Source organism: Amycolatopsis sp. NBC_01307 (assembly GCF_035975215.1).
In the GTDB taxonomy this organism is placed as follows: Bacteria; Actinomycetota; Actinomycetes; order Mycobacteriales; family Pseudonocardiaceae; genus Amycolatopsis.
Genome location: NZ_CP108403.1, coordinates 4,531,929 through 4,549,255, shown reverse-complemented (window position 1 = coordinate 4,549,255; position 17,327 = coordinate 4,531,929). Strand labels below are relative to the sequence as shown.

At 70.5% G+C, this 17,327-nt stretch carries 14 protein-coding genes and 1 pseudogene; 10 read left to right on the top strand and 5 right to left on the bottom strand.

Annotated elements, in window-relative coordinates:
- Positions 1–3: 3 nt before the first annotated feature.
- From OG439_RS19265 to OG439_RS19255, 3 genes are read right to left on the bottom strand one after another with little or no spacing between them, the layout of a single operon-like run.
- Positions 4–879 carry a carbohydrate ABC transporter permease gene (locus OG439_RS19265; RefSeq protein WP_326950740.1) on the bottom strand — a complete coding sequence of 292 codons (876 nt, stop codon included), beginning with the start codon at positions 877–879 and terminating at the stop codon, positions 4–6.
- On the bottom strand, positions 869–1,765 hold the full coding sequence (locus OG439_RS19260) for a carbohydrate ABC transporter permease (protein WP_326950739.1): 897 nt from the start codon (positions 1,763–1,765) through the stop codon (positions 869–871). Before OG439_RS19260 ends, OG439_RS19265 begins: the two co-directional genes overlap by 11 nt.
- Positions 1,762–3,129 carry an ABC transporter substrate-binding protein gene (locus OG439_RS19255; protein WP_326950737.1) on the bottom strand — a complete coding sequence of 456 codons (1,368 nt, stop codon included), beginning with the start codon at positions 3,127–3,129 and terminating at the stop codon, positions 1,762–1,764. The genes OG439_RS19260 and OG439_RS19255 overlap by 4 nt, the downstream gene beginning before the upstream one ends.
- 221 nt (positions 3,130–3,350) lie before the next feature.
- Here OG439_RS19255 and OG439_RS19250 point away from each other — a divergent pair, with 221 nt between their 5' ends.
- The 3 genes from OG439_RS19250 to OG439_RS19240 are packed head-to-tail and all read left to right on the top strand — an operon-like array spanning position 3,351 to position 5,555.
- On the top strand, positions 3,351–4,130 hold the full coding sequence (locus OG439_RS19250; RefSeq protein WP_326950736.1) for a FadR/GntR family transcriptional regulator: 780 nt from the start codon (positions 3,351–3,353) through the stop codon (positions 4,128–4,130).
- A 49-nt stretch (positions 4,131–4,179) separates the two neighbouring features.
- Positions 4,180–4,674 (top strand): SigE family RNA polymerase sigma factor, encoded by a 495-nt coding sequence (locus OG439_RS19245; protein WP_326951571.1) that lies wholly within the window; start codon positions 4,180–4,182, stop codon positions 4,672–4,674.
- Positions 4,674–5,555 (top strand): hypothetical protein, encoded by an 882-nt coding sequence (locus tag OG439_RS19240; RefSeq protein WP_326950735.1) that lies wholly within the window; start codon positions 4,674–4,676, stop codon positions 5,553–5,555. The genes OG439_RS19245 and OG439_RS19240 overlap by 1 nt, the downstream gene beginning before the upstream one ends.
- Before the next feature lie 63 nt (positions 5,556–5,618).
- Here OG439_RS19240 and OG439_RS19235 read toward each other — a convergent pair whose 3' ends face one another.
- Positions 5,619–7,055, bottom strand: coding sequence for a glycoside hydrolase family 6 protein (locus OG439_RS19235; RefSeq protein ID WP_326950734.1), 1,437 nt, complete (start codon positions 7,053–7,055; stop codon positions 5,619–5,621).
- 139 nt (positions 7,056–7,194) lie between these two features.
- Here OG439_RS19235 and OG439_RS19230 point away from each other — a divergent pair, with 139 nt between their 5' ends.
- Positions 7,195–7,938, top strand: coding sequence for a FadR/GntR family transcriptional regulator (locus OG439_RS19230; protein WP_326950733.1), 744 nt, complete (start codon positions 7,195–7,197; stop codon positions 7,936–7,938).
- Between the two features lie 26 nt (positions 7,939–7,964).
- Positions 7,965–8,876 (top strand): annotated as a pseudogene (locus OG439_RS19225) (LacI family DNA-binding transcriptional regulator); the annotation flags it as partial.
- Between the two features lie 118 nt (positions 8,877–8,994).
- On the opposite strand, the gene OG439_RS19220 reads toward OG439_RS19225, so the two are convergent.
- Complete coding sequence (locus OG439_RS19220; RefSeq protein WP_326950732.1) at positions 8,995–10,437, bottom strand: non-reducing end alpha-L-arabinofuranosidase family hydrolase; 1,443 nt, start codon at positions 10,435–10,437, stop codon at positions 8,995–8,997.
- 571 nt (positions 10,438–11,008) lie between these two features.
- Here OG439_RS19220 and OG439_RS19215 point away from each other — a divergent pair.
- The 5 genes from OG439_RS19215 (at position 11,009) to yjfF (ending at position 16,977) form a co-directional block, all read left to right on the top strand.
- Complete coding sequence (locus OG439_RS19215; RefSeq protein ID WP_326950731.1) at positions 11,009–11,839, top strand: transporter substrate-binding domain-containing protein; 831 nt, start codon at positions 11,009–11,011, stop codon at positions 11,837–11,839.
- 609 nt (positions 11,840–12,448) lie between these two features.
- Entirely contained in the window at positions 12,449–13,438 is a 990-nt protein-coding gene (locus OG439_RS19210; RefSeq protein WP_326950730.1) for an ABC transporter substrate-binding protein, read from the top strand.
- A gap of 10 nt (positions 13,439–13,448) precedes the next feature.
- Entirely contained in the window at positions 13,449–14,963 is a 1,515-nt protein-coding gene (locus OG439_RS19205) for a sugar ABC transporter ATP-binding protein (RefSeq protein ID WP_326950729.1), read from the top strand.
- A complete protein-coding gene (locus tag OG439_RS19200; protein ID WP_326950727.1) occupies positions 14,960–15,997 on the top strand; it encodes an ABC transporter permease in 1,038 nt (345 codons plus the stop codon). The genes OG439_RS19205 and OG439_RS19200 overlap by 4 nt, the downstream gene beginning before the upstream one ends.
- Complete coding sequence (gene yjfF / locus OG439_RS19195) at positions 15,994–16,977, top strand: galactofuranose ABC transporter, permease protein YjfF (RefSeq protein ID WP_326950726.1); 984 nt, start codon at positions 15,994–15,996, stop codon at positions 16,975–16,977. Before OG439_RS19200 ends, yjfF begins: the two co-directional genes overlap by 4 nt.
- Positions 16,978–17,327 lie beyond the last annotated feature (350 nt).

Sequence of the window (17,327 nt, the reverse complement as noted above, 5' to 3'; positions counted from 1 at the left end):
TGGTCACTCCTTGGTCGCGCCGGCGAGCATCCCGGCGACCAGGAAACGTTGGGAGAAGAGGAAGACGACGAGCACCGGGGTGATCGCGAGCAGGGTGGCCAGCGCGAGTTCCGGGCGCTCGACCGCCGCGGTGCCGGCGGTCGGGTTGAACTGCGGGACGGCGTCGAGCAGGGTGCCCAGGCCGACCTGGACGGGGAACTGGTCGCTCTCCGGGAGCAGGACGTAGGGCAGGAAGTAGTTGGTCCAGTTGGCGACGAAGCTGAAGAACCCGACGAGGGCGACGACCGGGGCGGCCAGGGGCAGGGCGATGTGCCGGAACACGCCGAACTGCGAGCAGCCGTCGAGCCGTGCGGCGTCGATCAGGTCGCGGGGGAGCGCGGTGGAGAAGTAGATGTAGGTCAGGTACACGCCGAACGGGTAGAACGAGTACGGCAGGATGATCGACCACATCGAGCCGATCAGGTGGACGGCGTTGACCTCGAGGAACAGCGGGACCACCAGCGTCGCGTTCGGCATCAGCATCACCACGAGCGTCGCGACGAGCAGCGTCCGCCGGCCGCGGAACTCGGTCATCGCGAGGGCGTAGCCGGCCGGGATCGCCACGCACAGCGTGATCGCGAGCGCGGTGAACGAGTACCGCGCGGAGTTGCCCAGCCACCGGAAGATCGCGTTGTCCCCGAACGTGGTCAGCGCGGTCCAGTTGTCCCCGAGCGCGCCCCACGAGCCGAACGACAGCGGGCCGCCGTGCACGAGCTGGTCGTCGGTCTTGGTCGCGGCCAGCAGCAGCCACAGCACCGGAAGCACGAAGAAGACCACGAACAACGCGAGCACCAGCGCCGCCAGCGGGTTCGGCAGCTTCCGGCGGGGGCTAGTCGGCATCGAAGAACCCCGATCGGGCGACGAACACGCCGGCGACCACCACCCCGATCACCAGCAGCTCCACCGAGATGGCCGCGGCGGTGTTCACGTTGTTGTTCTGGAACGCGAAGTCGTAGGAGAGCTGGTTGAGCGAGTAGTCACGGCCGGCGACCCCGACGCTCGCCTGCGCGAGCAGCTGCGGTTCGACGAACAGCTGCGTCCCGCCGGCGAAGGCGAGGATCACCATGTAGACGATCCACTTGCGCAGCAACGGGATCTGGATGCGCCACGCGGTCTGCCACGCGCCCGCGCCGTCGATCCGTGCCGCTTCCAGCAGGTCGGCGGAGATGTTGTTCAGCGCGCCGTGCATCACGACGATCCAGCCGCCCGCCCCGGTCCAGAAGGCGATCACGGTGAACAGGACCGCCAGGTGCCCGGGCGCGACGACCTCGCCGAAGGTGCCGAACCCGAACGCCCGCAGCAGGAAGCTCACCGGGCTCACCGACGGGTCCAGCATGAACAGCCAGACCAGCACCCCGGCCGCCCCGGCCAGCGCGCCGGGGACGTAGTAGAGGAAACGCAGGGTGGTGCCGGCCGCCCGGGAGGTCAGGCGGTGCAGCAGCAGGGCCAGCCCGACGACGAACACCACCAGCGAAACCAGCCAGAACAGCAGGTAGAGCGCCACGTGCCCGACGGCGTCGAGGTACCGGAAGTCGGCGGCGGCCTCGACGAAGTTCGCCAGGCCGGCGAAGCGGTCGCCCGCGTCGGTGAACGCGAAGTAGATCGCGTACACCGTGGGCACGACGCCGAACGCGACCAGCAGGACGACGTAGGCGGCGACGAAGAGGTGGCCGGCCCGGCCCGGCCACGGCGTCCGCCGCCTGGCCGGCCGGGCGGCCGTGCTCACTGGGCGACCTCGTACCCGTTGGACTTCGCGTAGTCGGTGATCGCCTTCTGCCACGCGGGCAGCAGGGAGACGATCGTCTTGCCGGCGGTCTGGCCGGTGGTGACGGTCGCGGCCCAGATCGCCTCCTGGCTGAACTGCCCGTAGCCCCAGCCCGGCCACACCTGCGCGGCGGCCGCCTGCAGCGGCGCGGTGATGTCGCCGGCGTAGTACCCGCTGGCCGTCTGCTTCGCCAGCCACGCCTTCGCCGCGCCCGTGTTCGCCGGGTAGCCCGGCGCGACCTGGCCCTGGTAGTCGGGCGCGGTGGTCACCCAGGTGAGGAAGTCGGTGGCGTCCTTGAGGTTGGCGCTGTGGGCGGACAGCAGCCAGGTGCCCCCGCCGACGTTGCCGACCGACGGGGCGGTTTCGCCGGCCCACTGCGGCATCGGCGCGACGCCGATCTGCCCCTTGGGCGTCTTCAAGGACTCCTGGAAGATCGATCCGCCGAACCAGGACGGCCCCGGCAGCATGAGGATCTTGTCGCCGGAGTTCTTGTCGAAGTCCGAGCTGAACACGCTGCTGGTGGACATCGTGCGGTTCGCGACGAGGGTGTCGAGCAGCGTCGCCATCCGGGTGCAGGCCGGGCTGGTGGTGTTGACCTTCACCGCCTTCGGGCCGGTGATCTCGTTGGCGCCGCACTTGCCGGCCCACAGGTAGATCTCCGGGGTGAAGTTGTCCCCGGCCGTGCCGACCAGGTAGCCGGGGTGCTCGGTGGCGACGCGCTGACCCAGCGCCTGGTACTCCTCCCAGGTCTGGGGCACCTGGTAGTTCCACTGCCGCATCAGCGAAGCGTTGTACCAGAGCACGGTCTGGGCGAGGTCGTTGCGCAGGCAGTAGAGCGTGCCGTCCACGGTGCACGGGGCGTTGGCGCCGGAGGCCCAGCCGCTCAGCGTCGCGTCGGGGATCTGTCCCTTGTTCAACGGCGCGGTGAAGCCGGCCGGCACCGCCCAGGAGGTCTCGTTGTTCTGCGTGCTGAACACGACGTCCGGCCAGCCGCTGCGGGTGCGGTTGAACAGGCTCACCTTGGTCTGCAGGTAGTTGGAGCCGTTGGCGTCGCCGTCGTAGGTGACGATGTTCAGCTTCGCCGCCGGGTGCTGCTTCTGGTACAGCTGCGCGGCGGGCAGGCGCGTCGCGTCGACCCACACGGTGAGCGGCCCGCCGGTCTGCTCGGCGGGCCGGAACTCGGTCGGGGCGCCGGTGCCGGGGCCGCTGCCGCCGTTCCCGCACGCCGTGACCGCGGCGAGGACGGCCGCGACGCCGAGCACCAGTCCCGCGGACCGTCGGCGGCGCTGAGCTGGTCTTCTGGCTCCGGAGGCTGGGGCTGTCATGAGCTACTCCACTCCATCGTGGTGCCCGCAGGTCTGCTTGATCAGGCAACGACGTCCGGCTATGTGTCCGACACATCTCGCGTTGCTGGGCGTGGCGTCCATGAGAGTCCGTCGGATGTCCGTAGTCAAGGGGTTGCGAACGGAAAAATGTGTAGTACTTATTTAGGACTCGTCGATCCGAATGTATGCTTCATGCTCACGACGAGTCGGAGGAACGAGTGGTGGACGGCGGGCCCGCATCGATCGACCCTTCTCCGGCCCGTGACGACCCGCCGGAGAACCGGTCGCCGACGTCGTACCGGCCCGGCTACGAGCTCGTCGCCGAGCGGATCCTCCGGCTGATCACCGAGCTGCGGCTGCGGCCGGGCGATCGCATGCCCACCGAGAACGAGCTGGCGGCGCAGCTGGGCAGCTCGCGCACCGTGGTGCGCGAGGCGGTGAAGATCCTGTCGGCGATCGGCCGGGTGCGCGCGCAGAAGGGGCGGGGCCTCTACGTCGCCGACGACGCGGGGATGCTCGGCTCCGCGCACTGGGGCAACCTGTTCCTGCCGACGGATCTCGAGCACATCTACATGCTGTTCGAGTTCCGCCGGGTCCAGGAGATGACCGCCGGCCGGCTGGCGGCGACCCGGGCCACGCCGGGGGAGCTGCGGGTGATCGAGGCGGCGGCGGAAACCTGCCGGCAGGGGCACCTGACCGGTGAGGCGGCCTTGTTCGACCGCGGTGACGACGAGTTCCACCTCGGCGTCGCGGCCGCGTCCCACAACCAGTTCCTGCTGGCCGCCGTGCGCGAGGTGCGGCGGTTGCAGCACCAGTCCAGCACGATCGGCCTGCACGGCACGGTCGGCGGCCACGCGGCGGAGGCGGTCGAGGAGCACGCGGCGATCTACCAGGCGATCCGCGACGGCGACCCGGAAGCGGCCGCGCGGGCCGCCGCGGTCCACCTCGACAACACCCTGGAGGACTACCGCCGCGAGATCCAGCGGCGGGTCTTCGGCTGATCCGCTCGCGACTGCAACGGATCGCGCGGGAGGCGGCGTCTTGAAGGATGTGCAGTTCGAAGAGTTCTCCCGTGAGCAACTGCCCGGCCTGGTGCGGTTCGCCGCCGTCCTGACCGGCGACCGTGATCTGGCTCAGGACGTGGTGCAGGACGCGCTCGTGCGCGCGCACCAGGGCTGGCGGCAGGTCGCGGCGGCGGACCGGCCCGAGCTGTACATGCGCAAGATCGTCGTCAACGGCTACCTCTCGTGGCGGCGCCGCTGGTACCAGCGGTCCGTGCGCCCCACCGCCGACACCACCCGCTTCCGCGAGCCGGCCGTGCCCGATCCGGCGTGGCGGATCGCCGACGCCGACCAGCTCGCCGGGCCGCTCGCCCGGCTGACCCGCGCCCAGCGGGCGGCGATCGTGCTGCGCTTCTACGAGGACCGTGACGACGGCGAGATCGCCGCGGTGCTCGGCTGCGCGCCCGCGACGGTGCGCAGCCACGTCTCGCGCGGCCTCAGCGCGCTGCGCGTCCAGCTCAACGAAGGCAAGGAGACCGTGTGATGACCGACCTCGACGAGCTGCGCCGCGCGCTGCGCGCCCAGGAGTCCCTGGCGCCCGATCCCGACGCCGTGCTCGCCGTCGCCACGCGCCGGATCCGGCGGCGCCGCACGATCAGCGTGGCCGCCGTGACGCTCACGGTCGCCGCCCTCGGTGCGGGCGCCGTCGGCCTGCTGGATCGCGGTACCGCCGTGGTGCCACCGGCCACGCTCGCGAGCCCCTCGTCCGCCACGGTGGCCCAGCCGCCGGCCTCCGGGAAGGTGCCCCCGGCCGCACCGGCGATCAGCCTCGAGGACAGTTCCTGGGCCTTGACGATGTGGTCGGTCCAGCCGCCCGTCGAGACCCTGCACTACGCGCAGAACCACAGCTACGCGTTCACGATCGAGTCCCGTGGCGGCACCGCGCCGCACAGTGCGCTGGCCACGAAACCCTCGGCGGCAGAACAGATCCCGCACCCGCAGTCGGTCATGTGGCAGGACGGACCGGACCGCTGGATCCGCGTGACGACCACGAAACCGGTGACAGCGGCGGAAATGCTGGCCCTGCTGGGAAAGATCCACACCACGCCACCGGTGATCGCGTCGCCGCTCAAGTCGCTGCAGGTGCCCGACGGACAGCAGGTCGGCACGTTCACCAGCGAACCCGAAACCAACACCCTGGTGCTCTGCCCGGCCGCCGAGGTCGGGCAGACCCCGCTCGACAGCCGATGCTTCTCGCTGACGGTGTCGCTGACCAGCAGAGCCGCGGACAGCAGTTATCCGCAGGACCCGCTGCCCGTGCACCAGCACCGGACGCTCGGGGCCTACACCCTCGAAATCGACAGCTCGCCCGCCCACGCGAAGGAAGCGTTGACCTTGCTCGATTCCGTTCAGCTCAACCGATGATTTCGCGTCCGCCGGACGATCACGGCTCGGTGTGAGCCGTGATCGTCCGGTGGCTGTGAGGGCTCAGGAGCAGGAGACTCCGTTCAGGGCGGGGGACAGGAACGGCGGGGTGCCGCCGCTGTAGTCCGCGTTGTAGCCGACGGTCGCGGTGCCGCCGGTGCCGAGTTTGCCGTTCCACGCGGCGTTCACGACCCGCACGGTGTCGCCGGTGTCGGTCCAGGTCGCGTTCCAGCCCTGGCCGACGGTCACCCCCGGCGCGGAGAACGTCAGTGTCCAGCCGTCGACGGGTGCTCCCCGGTTCTCGATGACGACCTCGCCGGTGTACCCGTTCTGCCACGAGCTGACGACCCGGTGCGTCACCGTGCACGAGCCGTTGCCCGGCGAGGTCGTCGTCGACGTCGTCGGGGATGTGGTCGTGGTGGCGGTCGTCGGCGTGGTGCTGGCCGGCGGCGCCCCGGCGGCCGCCAGGTCGTACGCCCGCTGCGGGACGAACTGCCCGGCCGCGGCGAGGCAGCCGTCGGCTTCGCCCGGCGGCTTGACCCAGAGGTACGCGGCGATCTGCGTGTCACCCGTGGCGTCGGTGCTGGGCGTGCCGATGGCGCGTCCCGCCGGGTCGCACCACTCGCTGCCCTGCGGCCCGTTGCCGTTGCGGCTCGTGTCGATCACCGCGCGCAGGCGCGTGTCGCCCACCGCGTTCAGCACCGCTTTGGCGAAGCCCGCCTCGTCGCCGGTCGACCGGTAGTTGGAGACGTTGGTGGCGATGCCGTCGGCGCTGTTCGAGATGTCCGCGGCCCGCACCCGCGACGCGGCCTCGGCGGGCGAGAGCCACGCGGAGTGGCCGATGTCGTAGTACACCTTCGTCTGCGTCGAACCGGACTTGAGCTTCTTGCCCGCGTAGGCCACCGAGGCCTTGGTCTGGTTCTGCTGGTCGGCCGACTGGCAGTTCGTCATCAGCGCGAGCACGTCGGGCTCCAGCACGATCGCCGCGGGCCGGCCCGCGATGCCGGCGGCCACCTGGTCGATCCACGCCCGGTAGGCGTCGTGGGACGGCGCCCCGCCGCCGCTGGCGCCACCGCAGTCGCGGTTGGGGATGTCGTAGACGACCATGATCGGGACCTTGCCCGCCGCCGCGGCGGTGCCGACGTAGGCGTCGACGTCGGCGCGCACGGTCGAGGTGTTGGTGGTGGTGAACCACCTTGCCTGCGGCGTGGCGGCGACGCGGTCGCGGATCATCGGGGTCCGCGAGTCGCCGGGGTTGGCGGCGACCCACTGGGCCGCGTTCGTGCCCGGGTCGACGTAGAACGGCGAGGAGGCGGCCTGGGCGTTGCCACCCACCGTGAGCGCGGTCGCGCCGGCGAGGAGCGTCGCGCCGAGGGCCGCGGCGGTGAACTTGGCGCGTCTCTTCCCGGGTCCGTCGGGTAGCCGGTCCGGCCGGCCGTCTCGCGCGGCCGGATGGGTGGTGCGTTCGTGGGGAACGCGTACCTGTTTCGTCGCTCTCATGAGTCCTCACAGCGTCGTCGGCGTTGGCGACTGGGAGCGCTCCCATACCGGCTCACTGTAACCGGCGCGAGGCGGCCGGGAAAGAGCGGCGGTCTTCGGAGCGGGCGGTGGTGTGCGTCGATTGAGTCATACTCATCGGGTGACCCGTGATGAGGAAGCCGCGCCGCCGGCCCCGTACCGGCCCGGCTACGAAGTGGTGGCCGAGCGGATCCTGCGGCTCATCGCCGAGCTGGAGCTGCGGCCCGGTGACCGGATGCCGACCGAGGCCGAGCTGGCGGCGCGGATGGGCACCAGCCGGACCGTGGTGCGGGAGGCCGTCAAGATCCTCTCGGCGATCGGCCGGGTGCGCGCGCACAAGGGGCGCGGGCTGTACGTGTCCGACGACGAGGGCATGCTCGGCGCTTCCCGCTGGGGCGGCTTCTTCCTGCCCACCGACCTCGACCACGTCTACATGCTGTTCGAGTTCCGCCGGGTCCAGGAGACCGCCGCCGGCCGGCTCGCGGCCGTCAACGCCACCCCGGCGGAGCTGCGCGCGATCGAGGCCGCCGCCGAGACCTGCCGCCAGGGCCACCTGAGCGGGCAGTCCACGCTGTTCGACCGCGGTGACGACGAGTTCCACCTCGGCATCGCCACCGCGTCGCACAACCAGTTCCTCGTCGCGGCCGTGCGCGAAGCCCGCCGCCTGCAACGCCAATCGAACGTCATCGGCATGTCCGGCGCGGTCGGCGGGCACGCGGCGGGCGCGGTCGACGAGCACGCCGCCATCTTCGGGGCGATCCGCGACGGCGACCCGGACGCGGCGGCCCACGCGGTCGCCGTCCACCTCGACAACACCCTGGAGGACTACCGCCGCGAGATCCGGCGCCGCCTCTTCGGCAGCTGACCACGCCGCGGCGGGCCCGGTCCTTTGTGGACCGACCTCCCGGGCTCACGAAGACAACGACGTCTTGGGAGAGCGAACGTGTCCTTCGCCGAGTCACCCGAACCGCGGCCGACCCTGGCCGACGTCGCGCGTGCGGCCGGGGTGTCGACCGCCACCGCGTCCCGCGAGCGGCGGCCGGGCCCACGGGCTCGGTCGCGCTCGTGGTGTGCGAGGAAGTCCCGCGGCTGTTCGCCGACCCCTGCTTCGCCCGCGTGGCCGCCGGGGCGGGCAAGGCGCTGACCGGCGTCGGCCTGCAGCTCGTGCTGCTCACCGTGCCCGCGACGGCGGACTACCAGGGACCGGTGGTGCGCTTCCTCGACGGCGGGCACGTCGACGGCGCTCTGGTCATCGGGATGCACGGCCGCCGGCCGCTCGACCTGGGCCGGCTCGGCATCCCGGTGGTGTTCGGCGGCCGTCCGGTCCGCGGGCGGGAACCCGGGCGCTTCTCCTCCGTCGACGTGGACAACCGCGGTGGCTCCCGGCGGGCCACCCAGCGGTTCCTCGACGCGGGCCGGCGCACGGTGGCGACCATCGCCGGACCCCAGGACATGACCGCGGGAGTGGACCGGCTGCTCGGCTACCGGCAGGCGGTGTCGGGCGCCGGCCACGGCGACCGGGGGCTGGTGGTGTTCGGGGACTTCGGCCAGGCTTCCGGCGAGCACGCCACCGCCCGCCTGCTGGACCGCCGGCCGAACGTCGACGCCATCTTCGCCGCCTCCGACATGATGGCGATCGGCGCGCTGCGGGCCCTGCGCCGCGCGGGTCGCCGGGTCCCCGGGGACGTGGCCGTCATCGGGTTCGACGACCTGCCGATCGGCCGGCGCACCGATCCGCCGCTCACCACCGTGCGCCAGCCGATCGAAGCGATGGGCGCCCGGATGACGGACGAGCTGCCGGCGATGCTCGGCGGGTCGGCCGGGCCGCGCCGCGCGGTGCTGGACACCGAGCTGGTCGCGCGCGCACCTCGGGCTGATGCCGTCCCTTCCGGGGAGGGTTCCCCGGAAGGGACGGACGTGGTTAGCGTTGCAGCGTCAGGACTCCCGGCCGCCACGGCAGCTGGTCGTACGGGCCGCTCGCGCTGGGGTTCTTGCCCTGGTAGAGGAACTGCAGGGAGCACGGATCGATGGTCTTGGTCTGGTCGGGGTTGGTGCGGACCAGGTCACCGTGGCTGATGTCGTTGGTCCAGGAGGCACCGCTGTTGGCTTTGCCGGCGAAGGGGTTGCTTTCGCTGGCGGCCTGCGGAGTCCACGACCCGCTCAGGCTGGTGGAGGTGAACGAACGGAAGTAGCGCCCGTTCGCGCCCATCGCCTCGACGATCATCAGGTACTGGTTCTGGCCCTGGACCTTGTAGACCTCGACGGCTTCGAAGAGGTTGGCCTGCGTGTCGCTCATGACCGTCGTGTAGTTCGAGCCGAAGCTGCCCGGGAAGTTCCCGATCGGCATGCTCGCCCGGTAGATCTTGCCGTTGTCACCGGCGAAGAACAGGTACATGTTCGAGCCGTCGGCGATCAGCGTCTGGTCGATCGGGCCGGTGCCGGAGCCGGAGATGCTGCCGGTGAACAACGGCTGCGGCGAGGACCAGCCGTTGGGGTTGGTGGGGTCGCTCGACGTGCGGTAGATGAAGGGCCAGGCACCCCACTGGTAGGCCAGCACCCAGATGTTCTTCGGCGCGAAGTAGAACAGCGTGGGCGCCACGGTGCCCTGGTTCATCCCGTTCTGGCCGGCCGAGGCCATGTCGGACCAGTTCGTGAAGGGGCTGAAGGCCATCGAGCCGTACGACGATCCCGAGACGTTCGACGCGTAGACGAGGTGCTTGCCGTTGTAGACGACGTTGGTGAAGTCCTTCAGCGAGACCCACCCGTTCTTCGGCGTCGCCAGCACCCCGCTCGAGCTCCAGCGGTAGGTCGAGGGCAGGGAACAGCTGGTGCCGCCGCCCGTTGTGGTTGTGGTCGTGGTCGGCGTGGTCGACAGGCCCGTCCACTTCTGGTTGCTGCCGCCGTTGCACGTCCAGAGCGCCACCGCGGTGCCGTTGGCCGTCGCGGCGCCGGTGACGTCCAGGCAGAGCCCGGACTGCACTCCGGCGATCGTGCCGTCGGAGTTCACCCGCCACTGCTGGTTGGCCCCGCCGTGACAGGTCCAGATCTGCACCCGGGTCCCGGTGGTCGCGCCGCCGGGCACGTCGAGGCACTTGCCGCCGTACACCGTCAGCTGGCCGCCGGACGTCGACGTCCACTGCTGGTTCGCCCCGCCGGAGCAGTCGTAGATCTGCAGGAGGGCCCCGTCGGCCTGACTGGCGTTCGAGACGTCGAGGCACCGGTCCGAACCGGCACCGCGCAGCGCGCCGGTGACGTCGGCCGCGGCCGGCCCGGCCCCCAGCGTCACCGCCAGTGCCACGGTCGACGCGGCGGTGAGCACACCGATCAGGGTGCGGATCCTGCGGCTGGTACTTCCTCTGTTCATGACGACCTTCTCCCGGCGAGCGAGACGAGTGTTATCGCTAACAGCGTTGCTTCACCCTGGGCCGCCGGGAGAAAAGATGTCAATCCGGGGACGCGGGTCCGCGAAGCCCCGGACGCCGGGCCGGACGACCGGCCACCTCAGGGTGGTCGCGGTAGGTCCACAAAGGACAGCCGCGCGGTGAAAGTTACATTTCCGACGGCCGAGGCACCTCGAGGGGCGGGCAGCGGCCGTTCTATGGCGGCTTCGCGGTCCGTGATCCCTTTGATCCAGTTCCCCACACGATCGTCTGGTGAGTAGTGGGCATTTCACGCTCGAAGCGGGACGTCGCGCCCGGATCACGCCGGCTGTGATGCGGCCAGGACGGGATCAGGGGTTGAACAAGGCGACAGATCATGCAACGATCGCCGCCGCGTTAGCAACCTATTGTGTCTGGGGCCTCATCCGCCTGACGCGGTTTCGAGCCTGACAGCCGAGCACAGGAAGACGTCCTATGCGATCACCGCTTCGCCGACGAAGCCGAAGAACGATTCTCGCGATCGCCGCCCTCGGGCTGGCCGCCACCGGGTGCACGGTGGGAAGCGGTTCCCCGACCCTCGCGACCGCGACGAACCTCGCGGTGGTGCAGTCCCTGCACGACGCGCTGCCGCAGGCGATCAAGGACGCCGGGGTGATCCGGTTCGCCGGCGACTCCCACCCGCCCTACCGCACGGTCGCGCCGGACGGGTCGGTCACCGGGATCGACGCCGACTTCCAGGCCGCGATCGGGCAGGTGCTCGGCGTCCGGACGCAGACCATGATCGTCAACGCGTTGCCGGCCGCGCTGCAGGGCATGCTGAGCGACCGGTACGACGCGTTCAACGGCCCGGTCAAGGCCACCGCCGAGCGCGAGAAGCAGTTCGACACGATCACCTGGATGACCACCCGCACGGCCTACGTGTTCCCCGATTCGGCGGCGGGGATCGCGCGGGTCGAGGACCTCTGCGGCAAGCGCATCGCGGTGGTGACCGCCAGCGTCGTGGAGGAGCAGCTGAACAAGCTGTCCCGCTTCTGCACGCAGGGCAAGCATCAGGCCACGCAGACGGTCGGCCTCGACGACACCAACGCCACGCTGCTGGCCACCCTGTCGGGCCGCGCGGACGCCGCGGGCATGACGGAAGCCGCGGCGATCGACGTGACGCAGAAACAGGGCGGGACCAAGTACGTCACCCAGACCGAAGCGCAGGGGGCGTCGAAGGACGACCTGGCGCTGTACGTCCCCAAGTCCTCGAAGCTGGGCCCGGTGCTGCAGCAGGTGTTCGAGGAGCTGTTCCGCGACGGCACGTACGTCGGGATCATGTCCCGCTGGGGGCTCAACCAGGTCTCGGTCCCGAAGCCGGTCTTCAACGCGGCCACGCCGCAGTAACGCGAACTCCGGCAGGAGCGGTCCGTGGGTGCCGGAGTCACCGTGGCGGCTACGGCGTAGGGCAGCGATGCTCCTGGCGCTCGCGCGTGGTCCGTTGCCCTACCCCTCGGGCGGGCGGGCAGCCGGCGGGCGAGAACCCGTGGTGGAACACGGGAGTGGACCATGTGCACCAGTTCACGATGGCCGAACCGAGCCAGCGGAACGTGGTGCGGCGGCTGTACGAGCGCGCGGGGCCTCGACCTGCACGCCGACCTGGGCCGCCGCACCCCGCGTGTCCGCCGGCCCGGCCCGGTCGCGTACCCCGCCGACCCCAGTTCGAGCGGGCGGGTCCGTCTCGTGTTCGGGCCGTGTGCGGCGACCGCGGTGGTATGTGACGAGACCGTTACCCCATTCGGACTTGACCGGATTGTTGTTATCGCTAACACTGACTCCCCGTCGCCACCCGAAAGAGTGATGGGGGTCACGTTGATGCAGGGTCGGACCGCCCGGTGGCGAAGGGGTCGGCTGGTCCCGTGAGGGCGGCCGGCAATGCCCGCGGCCGGCGCGGCGAACCGGTCCCCCATTCGCGAACTGTTAACGCTAACAGCAAAGATCACCGTCGATCGAGGAGTGAACGTGCTGAAGAAGCGATGGGCCGCCGCGGCGGTCGCGGCGGCCGGACTGGTCCTGCTCACCGCCTGCAGCGGTAGCGGCGGCAGCGGCGGCACGGGAACCACCGGCGGGGCCGTCACGCTCGGCTTCGCCCAGGTGGGCGCCGAGAGCGGCTGGCGGACCGCGAACACCAAGTCCATCCAGGAGTCGGCCAAGTCCGCCGGGATCGAGCTCAAGTTCTCCGACGCGCAGCAGAAGCAGGAGAACCAGATCGCCGCGATCCGCTCGTACATCCAGCAGAAGGTCAAGGTCATCGCCTTCTCGCCGGTCGTCGAGTCGGGCTGGGAGACCGTGCTCAAGGAGGCGAAGACGGCGAAGATCCCGGTCATCCTCACCGACCGGGCGATCGACTCGCCGGACAAGACGCTCTACAAGACCTTCCTCGGCTCGGACTTCATCGCCGAGGGCAAGAAAGCGGGGGAGTGGCTGACCAAGGAGTTCGGCAGCGCCACCGGCCAGGTGAACATCGTCGAGCTGCAGGGCACCACCGGCTCGGCCCCGGCCAACGACCGCAAGAAGGGCTTCGGCGACGTCATCGCCGCCGACCCGAAGTACAAGATCGTCGCCTCGCAGACCGGGGAGTTCACCCGCGCGAAGGGCAAGGAGGTCATGGAGGCCTTCCTCAAGTCCCAGCCGAAGATCGACGTGCTCTACGCGCACAACGACGACATGGCCCTCGGTGCCATCGAAGCGATCCAGGCGGCGGGCAAGGTGCCGGGCAAGGACATCAAGATCGTCTCGGTCGACGGTGTCAAGGACGCCCTCCAGGCGCTGGCCGACGGCAAGATCAACCACGTCGTCGAGTGCAACCCGCTGCTCGGCCCGCAGCTGATGGACCTGGTCAAGAAGGTCAACGCGGGGGAACAGGTGCCCGAGCGGATCGAGACCCAGGAGACCGAGTTCGACCAGGCGTCGGCCAAGGCCGCCCTGCCGAAGCGCCAGTACTGAGGGGTTCGCGATGCCCGCCGAAATCCTCGTCATGACCGGGATCCGCAAGGAGTTCCCCGGTGTCGTCGCCCTCGACGACGTCGGCTTCCGCCTGTTCCCGGGCGAGGTCCACGCGCTGATGGGGGAGAACGGCGCCGGGAAGTCGACGCTGATCAAGGTGCTCACCGGCGTGCACGGGGTGGACGCGGGCTCGATCACGCTCGCCGGGACCGCCGTCTCCTTCGGCGGCCCCGGCGAGGCCCAGCGGGCCGGCGTCAGCACGGTCTACCAGGAGGTCAACCTCTGCCCGAACCTGTCCGTGGCGGAGAACGTCTGCCTCGGCCGGGAACCCCGCCGCTTCGGCCGCATCCAGTGGGGCCCGATGCGGCGGCGGGCCGAGGAACTGCTGGCGCGGCTGGACGTCCGGGTCGACGTCTCGGCCGAGCTGGGCACCTGCTCGATCGCCGTCCAGCAGCTGGTCGCGATCGCCCGGGCGCTCGACGTCGAGGCGCGGATCCTGGTGCTCGACGAGCCGACGTCCAGTTTGGACGCCGGCGAGGTCGAGCGGCTGCTGACGGTGGTGCGCTCGCTGCGCGACGAAGGTTTGGCGATCCTGTTCGTCTCGCACTTCATCGACCAGGTCTTCGCGATCGCCGACCGGATGACGGTGCTGCGCAACGGAAAGCTGATCGGCGAGTACCGCACCGCGGACATCACGCCCGTCGAGCTGGTCACCAGGATGATCGGCAAGGAGCTGCGGGTCCTCGAAACGCTCGAGGACTCCGGGCCGACCCGGGCCGAGGTCGCCGACGCGCCGGTGCTGCTGGCGGCCGAAGACCTCGGCCGCAAACGCGGCGTCGAGCCGTTCACGCTGGACATCCACGCCGGCGAGGTCGTCGGGCTGGCCGGGCTGCTCGGCTCCGGGCGCACCGAGCTCGCCCGGCTGCTCTTCGGCGCCGACCACGCCGACAGCGGTTCCGTGAAGATCGACGGCCGCGTCACCCCGCTGCGGACGCCGCGAGCCGGGCTCGACCACCGGATCGCGTTCTGCTCGGAGAACCGCAAGACCGAAGGCCTGGTCGAGGAACTGACCGTCCGGGAGAACATCGTCCTCGCGCTCCAGGCCTCGCGCGGCTGGGCGCGGCCGCTGTCCCGGCGCCGCCAGGACGAGATCGCCCGCACGTACATCGCGACGCTCGACATCCGCCCCGCCGACCCCGAGGCCCTGGTCGGCACCCTGTCCGGCGGCAACCAGCAGAAGGTGCTGCTGGCCCGCTGGCTCATCACCGAGCCGCGGCTGCTCATCCTCGACGAGCCGACCCGCGGCATCGACATCGGCGCCAAGACGGAGATCCAGCGGCTGGTCACCCGGCTCTCGGCCGACGGGATGGCCGTCGTGTACATCTCCGCGGAGCTGGAGGAGGTGCTCCGGCTGAGCCACCGCGTCGTGGTGCTGCGCGACCGGAAAGTGGTGGCACAGCCGGAAAACCGGGCGCTCACCGCCGACGAGATCATGGCCACGATGGCTGAGGGAGCCGTCTCATGACCAAGCACCGGTTGTTCTGGCCCGTCGTGGCGTTGCTGGCGCTGCTGGCCGGCGACCTCATCGCGAGCCCGGCGTTCTTCTCGATCGAACTGCGTGACGGCCACCTGTACGGGAACCTCGTCGACATCCTGAAGAACGGCGCCCCGCTGATCCTCATCGCGATCGGCATGACGCTCGTCATCGCCACCCGCGGCATCGACCTCTCGGTGGGCGCGGTCGTCGCGATCAGCGGCTCGCTCGCCTGCCTGTGGATCGCCGACCACCCCGGCGGCGTGGGCGCCACGCTCGTCGCCGTCGGACTGGCGCTCGGGCTGTCGCTGGTGCTCGGGGTGTGGAACGGCTGGCTCGTCGCCGTGCTGGGCATCCAGCCGATCATCGCCACGCTCATCCTGATGGTCGCCGGGCGCGGGATCGCGCAGCTGATCTCCGGCGGGCAGATCATCACGATCACCTCGGCCCCGTACGAATGGATCGGCAGCGGGTTCGTGCTGACCCTGCCGAGCGCGATCCTCGTCGCACTGGCCGTGTTCGTGCTCGCCTCGCTGCTGGTCCGCCGCTCCGCGCTCGGCCTGCTCGTCGAGGCCGTCGGCGGCAACCCCGAGGCCAGCCGGCTGGCCGGCCTCCGCTCGGCCCGGCTGACCTGGCTCGTCTACGTCTTCTGCGCGCTGTGCGCGGGCATCGCCGGGCTGATGATCAGTGCGAACGTGCACAGCGCCGACGCCAACCACGCCGGGCTGTTCATCGAGCTCGACGCGATCCTCGCCGTCGTCGTCGGCGGCACGCAGCTGACCGGTGGCCGGTTCTCCCTGGGTGGCGCGGTGATCGGCGCCCTGCTCATCCAGACGCTCACCACCACCGTCTACGCCCTCGGCATCCCGCCCGAGTCGATCATGCTGTTCAAGGCCGTGGTCGTGCTCGCGGTGTGCCTGCTGCAGTCGCCCGCGTTCCGCCGCAAGCTCCGGCGCCGCCGGACACCCCGGCCCGGACAGCCGGCCCCCGCACCCGCTCCGGAGAAGGTGGAGGTCACGGCGTGACGACCCTGGACCGCGTCCGCGGCTACCGGCCGAAGCAACGGCACCTCCCGATCCTCGCCACGATGGCGCTGCTCATCGGGGCCTACGTCTTCGGCGCGTCGAGCTACGAGGCGTTCGGCTCCGGGCAGGTCGTGCTCGACCTGTTCATCAACAACGCCTTCCTGCTCGTGGTCGCGGTCGGGATGACGTTCGTGATCCTCACCGGCGGCATCGACCTGTCCGTCGGGTCCGTGGTCGCACTGTCCACAGTGGTCTCCGGCGACCTGATGCAGAAGCACGGCTGGCCCGCGTACGCGGCGATCGCGGTGGTGCTGGTGATCGGGGCGCTGCTCGGCGCCGGGATGGGCGCGCTCGTCCACTTCTTCGAGATCCAGCCGTTCATCGCGACGCTGATCGGGATGTTCTTCGCCCGGGGCCTCTGCTACACGATCAGCACCGAGGCGTACTCGATCGACAACCCGACGATCGCCACCCTCGCCCAGACGCAGCTCCCGCTCGGCGGTGAGCTGCACATCTCGATCAGCGTGGTCGCCGCCCTGGTCGTCGTCGCCGTCGCGGCGTACGTGCTGGCGTTCACCCGCTTCGGGCGCACCGTCTACTCGATCGGCGGCAACGCGCAGTCCGCGATGCTGATGGGTCTCAAGACCGGCCGCACGAAGATCGCGGTGTACACGATCAGCGGCTTCTGCTCGGCGCTCGGCGGGCTGCTGCTGGTGCTGTACAAGTCTTCCGGCGACCCGCTCAACGGCGTCGGCCTGGAGCTGACGGCGATCGCGGCGGTGGTCATCGGCGGCACCATCCTGACCGGCGGTTCCGGCTACGTGCTGGGCACCGTGCTCGGCATCATGGTGCTGGGCATCATCCAGACGCTGATCACCTTCGACGGCACCCTCAACTCGTGGTGGACCTCGATCATCACCGGCGCCCTCCTGTTCGTCTTCATCGTCCTGCAACGGCTCGTCACCCGCAGAACCCGCTAGCCGGCTTCGGTCCGATGTGGACGGTACCGGCGCCGGGGAAGTGCGGTTCGCGCCGCCTGGGGCCCGGGCAGGCCGGTTTCCGTGGCAGAGACAGAAATCAGACAAGTTGCGGGGAAAGTCTGGACCACGGGGAAGACCCTTCTCACACTGGTGGGTGAATATCTCCCTGTCCCCGGAGGTGGTCCCCGAAATGCGTCGAAAGAGTTTCCGCAGAAGCACCGCCTGAAGCTGGTCATCTCCTGATCCGCGTGCGGGGCCACGGCCCCGTGCGCCTGTTTCGCACGCGTCGTCGACGGCGGGTGCGTTCCCGGCCTGCGTGAGCGGGCCTCCGCTCACGCACCGGACCGGAG